Below are 4,482 nucleotides of genomic sequence, written 5' to 3' on the forward strand. Positions count from 1 at the left end.
TGACGCGGTGGGCCCTCGCCGGCGTCCCGGACGAGCCGCTCGCCCGCTCCCACCAGGCCGTGGTGGGTGCCGCCACCGACCGCATCCGGGCCGACCTGGCCGGCCGTCCCGGCACGCGGAGCGTCGTCGTGGCCCACGCCTTCGTCGGTGGCGCGCAACCGAGCGACAGCGAGCAGGACATCCGCGTCGGCGGGGTCGACATGGTCGCCCGGTCCGCCTTCGACGGGTTCGACTACGTCGCCCTCGGCCACCTGCACGGACCCCAGCGGGTGGGCGACGGGGACCGCGTGCGGTACGCCGGGTCCCCGCTCGCGTTCTCGTTCGGCGAGCGGCACCAGGCGAAGTCGGTCACGCTCGTCGACCTCGCCGCCGACGGCACGGTCGCCGTCGAACTGCTCCCCGCCCCGGTGCCGCGACGGCTCGTCGACGTCCGGGCGGCCATCGCCTCGATCGAGTCCGGCGACTTCGCGGCGGACGCCGACGCCTGGGTCCGTGTCGCCGTCACCGACACGGTGCACCCCGAGCGCATGTACGCGCGGGTGAAGGACCACCTGCCGCACGCCCTCGCGATCACCCACGAGCCGGCCGACGCCGTCGCGCGACCCGCGGCGCGTGCGGTCACGGCGACGTCCGACCCGGTCGAGGTCGCCGCGGACTTCGTCGCCTTCGCCACGGGCGCGCTGCCGGACGACGACGACCGCGCCGTCCTGACCGAGGCGTACGAGGCGGCCGCTCGGGTGCTGCAGACCGAGGGGGACCGCTGATGTACCTGCACCGCCTGGAGCTCCGTGCCATCGGCCCGTACGCGGACACGGTGACCATCGACTTCGCCGCGCTCGCGGCATCCGGGGTCTTCCTGCTCGAAGGGCCGACGGGATCCGGCAAGTCGACGATCATCGACGCCGTCGTGTTCGCCCTCTACGGCGGTCTCGCGGGGTCGGACGCCAGCAGCGACCGCCTCCACAGCCAGCACGCCGACCCGTCCGTCGAACCGTACGTCGAGCTCGTGTTCGAGACCGGCGCCGGGGTTTTCCGCGTCCGGCGGACCCCGCAGTACGACCGGCCGAAGCAGCGCGGGTCCGGCACCGTGAAGCAGCAGGCGTCCGCCCAGCTCGTCCGGCTCGCCTCCCCGAGCGACCCCGCGGGGGAGCCCCTGTCCGCCCGGATCCCGGAGGTCGGCGCCGAGGTCGTCCGGATCGTCGGGCTCGACCGGGCACAGTTCCTGCAGACGGTCGTCCTGCCCCAGGGCGAGTTCGCGCGGTTCCTGCGGTCGCCGGGGGAAGACCGCCGGAAGCTCCTGCAGTCCCTGTTCGGCACCCAGGTCTACGACCGCACCGCCGAGGAGCTCGCGGCTCGACGCCGCGCGGTCCTCGCCGAGGTCGAAGGCGCCGATGCGCGCGTCCGCGATGCACTCGCACGGTTCTCCGAGGCGGCCGGGGTCGAGTCGGCGGCCGAGTCGGACGTCCCGGGCACGGTCGACCACCTCGCCGCAGCAGCGTCCGCCGCCGAGGCCGCCCGGGTCGAGGCCGCGACGACGGCGACCACGGCGTCCGAGCAGGAGACCCTCCTCCGGGCCCGCGCGGCAGCGGTGGGCCGGCGTCGCGAGCTCCTGGCCCGCCGGGCGACGCTCGAGCAGCAGACCGAGTCGGTCGAGGCCGCACGTCGGCGACTCGACCGGTCGGCCCGAGCGGCTCGGGTCGTCGGCTTCGCGGACAGCCTCGACGCCGCGCGCGACCGTGCGGCCGCGGCCCGAGCCGACGCCGCGACCCTCCGCGAGCGACACGGCCTCGACCACGAGCACGACGTCGAAGGGCTCGCCGACCGGCTCCGGACCGCCGCCGACGCCGAACGGCACCTGGTCGACACGGCGTCGCGACTCGACGCCCGGGTAACCGCGCTCGACGCCGCACGCGCCGACCGGGCCGTCCTCGACGAGCGACTGGCCGACCTCCAGCGGCAGCTCGCGGACCGGCCCGCCGACCGCCTCGCGCTCGTCGCCCGCGCGACCGACGCCGCGGCGCTGGCCGCCGGAGCGACGGGGGCGGCACACGAGGTCGAGCGCCTCGCCGGGCTCGAGCGCGAGCGCGATGCGCTGGCCGTCGCCACTGCACAGGTGTCGGTCGCGGAACAGACCGTCGTGGCCGCCCGCACGGCGGCGGAGTCCGCGCTCGGGATCGAGCGCGACCTCCGTGACCGCCGCATCGCCGGGCTCGCCGGGGAACTCGGCGCCGCGCTCGCGGACGGCACGCCGTGTCCGGTCTGCGGTGCCGTCGAGCACCCGGCGCCGGCCGCCCCGCAGGACGACCACCCGACGGCGGAGGCGATCGACGCTGCGGCCGAGCGGGCGCGGCGGGCGGAGCAGACCCTCGCGGACGCTGCGGCCGACCTCCGGGTCGCGCAGGCGGAGCACCGGCGGCTGACCGAGTCGGTCGGAGCCCTGGACGACGCTGACCTGGCAGCCGCCGTCGAGCGCGCCGCCGCGGCGGTGCAGGCAGCCCGCGCGGCGGCGGACCTCGTGAGCGGCCTCGACCGCGAGTTGACCGCGCACGACGAGACCACCCGGGCGCTCGAACGGACCCGGAACGACGTCGACACACGTCGCGCCGTCCTCGCCACGTCGATCGACGCGGACGCCGAGCGCCTGGAGCACGACCTCGGAGCGGTCCGAGCTGCCGTCGAGCGGCTGACCGCGCTGCCCGTCCCGGGCTCGCCGGAGCTGCCGGACACGGCCGGGATCGCCGTGGCCGTCCGCACGGTGGACTCGGCGGTGGCGGTGCTGCAGTCGATCGCACGCGCGGACGCCGCGGTGGAGCAGGACGACCGCGTCGTCGCCGACCGCGCGGTGGAGGTCGACGCCGCGCTCGAGGAGCACGGGTTCACCGACGTCGTCGAAGCCCGGGCAGCGCTCCTCGACGAGTCGTCCGAACACGCCCTCCGACGCACCGTCGAGGACGCGGCCACGGCCTGGGGGATCGTCGACGCGGGGTTGGCCGAGCCCGTGGTGCTGGCCGCGGCGGACGACATGGACACCGACTTCGACCTGGACGCAGCCGCGGCCGACCGGGCCAGCGCTGCCGCCGTGCTCGACGAGGCCACCCGGGCGGCGGTGACCGCCACCGACCGGGCCGCCGCAGCGCGTCGCTGCGCCACGGACCTCGCCGCCGCGGTGCGAGCACGCGACGAGACGAGTGTCCGGAGCCGAGCGGTCGTCCGGCTCGCCGACGTCGCGAACGGTGCGACCGCGGTCAACCCGTCCGGGATCACCCTCGGCACCTACGTGCTCATGCGCCGCTTCGAGGACGTCGTCGCGGCCGCGAACGACCGGCTCCGGAACATGCTCGCGGGACGATTCACCCTCGAGACCTCGGATGAGCGAGAGTCGGGGTCACGTGCACGCCGGACCGGGCTCGCGCTCGCCGTCCACGACCACACCACCGACACCGTGCGCGATCCGCGCAGCTTGTCGGGCGGCGAGACGTTCACCGTCTCGCTCTGCCTGGCGCTCGGGCTCGCCGACGTCGTGCAGGCCGAGGCCGGCGGTGTGTCGCTCGGCACGCTGTTCGTCGACGAGGGGTTCGGCACGCTCGACCCGGAGGCGCTCGACGGCGTGCTGGTGCAGCTCGCGCGCCTGACCGCGGGCGGACGGCAGGTCGGGATCGTCAGTCACGTCGACGAGCTGAAGCAGCGGATCCCGGAGCGCATCGCGGTGCGTCGGACCGCGTCGGGCGCCTCGCGGGTGACGACGACGGTCTGAACGGGCCAGCGGGTGCTCCGGCGAGCAGCCGCGTCCGCGTCCGTGCCCGCGTCTGTGTCCGTGTTCGCGTCAGGGTGACGGTGTCGAGTCGACGGTGCCGTCGGGTGGCGGCAGGATGTCGGCCGCGATCCACGGGAACACCCACGTGAAGAGCACGAACACGATCGCGGCGAGCAGGACGACCAGCTCGATCACCTTGAGCGCTGTCGGACCCGGCAGGATCCGCCACACGAGCGGGAAGATCACTTGGCGAGCTCCTTCGGCGTGCCCTCGGACACCGGCATCCAGTAGTCGAGCTTGGCGTGCACGACGTAGCGCTGGGCAGCGGACCACATCGGGTGGCAGGCCGTCAGCGTCAGCCAGCGGTCGTCGGCCGTGGGTTCGACCCCGGGCTTGTTCGGGACCGGCGCGATCGTCTCGATCTTGTCCGGGGTGACGATCTGCGAGTCCGTGACCTTGTAGACGTACCAGACGTCGAACTTCGTCGCCTTGTCGGTCACCCGCACCACGACCGCGTCGCCGTCCTGGAGGTCAGCGATCTGGTTGAGCGGCTTGCCGTACGTGACCCGGTGGCCCGCGACGGCGAAGTTGCCCTCGGCTCCGGGCATCGCGGTGTCCTGGTAGTGCCCGAGGCCGATGGTGTTGAGGACCTTCTCGCGGTCGGTGCCCTCGCCGATCGGGCGGTCGTAGTCCGCGCCGAACCGGGGGATCTGCATCGTGCCGAAGAC

Annotated in this window: 4 protein-coding genes; 2 read left to right on the forward strand and 2 right to left on the reverse strand. The window is 74.8% G+C overall.

What is annotated here, in order from left to right; genetic code table 11:
• Together I59_RS05620 and I59_RS05625 are read left to right on the forward strand one after the other, a co-directional pair.
• Nucleotides 1–764 (forward strand): exonuclease SbcCD subunit D C-terminal domain-containing protein (locus tag I59_RS05620; RefSeq protein ID WP_022903034.1); only part of this gene is annotated, 764 nt, incomplete at its 5' end.
• Complete coding sequence (locus I59_RS05625; RefSeq protein WP_022903035.1) at nucleotides 764–3,754, forward strand: AAA family ATPase; 2,991 nt, start codon at nucleotides 764–766, stop codon at nucleotides 3,752–3,754. The genes I59_RS05620 and I59_RS05625, both read left to right, overlap by 1 nt.
• 69 nt (nucleotides 3,755–3,823) lie before the next feature.
• Here the strand turns inward: I59_RS05625 and I59_RS22635 are convergent, their stop codons facing one another.
• Both I59_RS22635 and I59_RS05635 read right to left on the reverse strand, forming a co-directional pair.
• Entirely contained in the window at nucleotides 3,824–4,000 is a 177-nt protein-coding gene (locus tag I59_RS22635; protein WP_022903036.1) for a hypothetical protein, read from the reverse strand.
• The coding region (locus I59_RS05635) for a class E sortase (RefSeq protein ID WP_022903037.1) at nucleotides 3,997–4,482 on the reverse strand (486 nt) is incomplete at its 5' end. The genes I59_RS05635 and I59_RS22635, both read right to left, overlap by 4 nt.

The organism is Curtobacterium sp. B8, assembly GCF_000333315.1.
Taxonomy (GTDB): Bacteria; Actinomycetota; Actinomycetes; order Actinomycetales; family Microbacteriaceae; genus Curtobacterium; species Curtobacterium luteum.

Coding starts and splice junctions, on each gene's coding strand:
- I59_RS05625 (WP_022903035.1), top strand. CDS start 764: ATGTACCTGCACCGCCTGGAGCTCCGTGCCATCGGCCCGTACGCGGAC.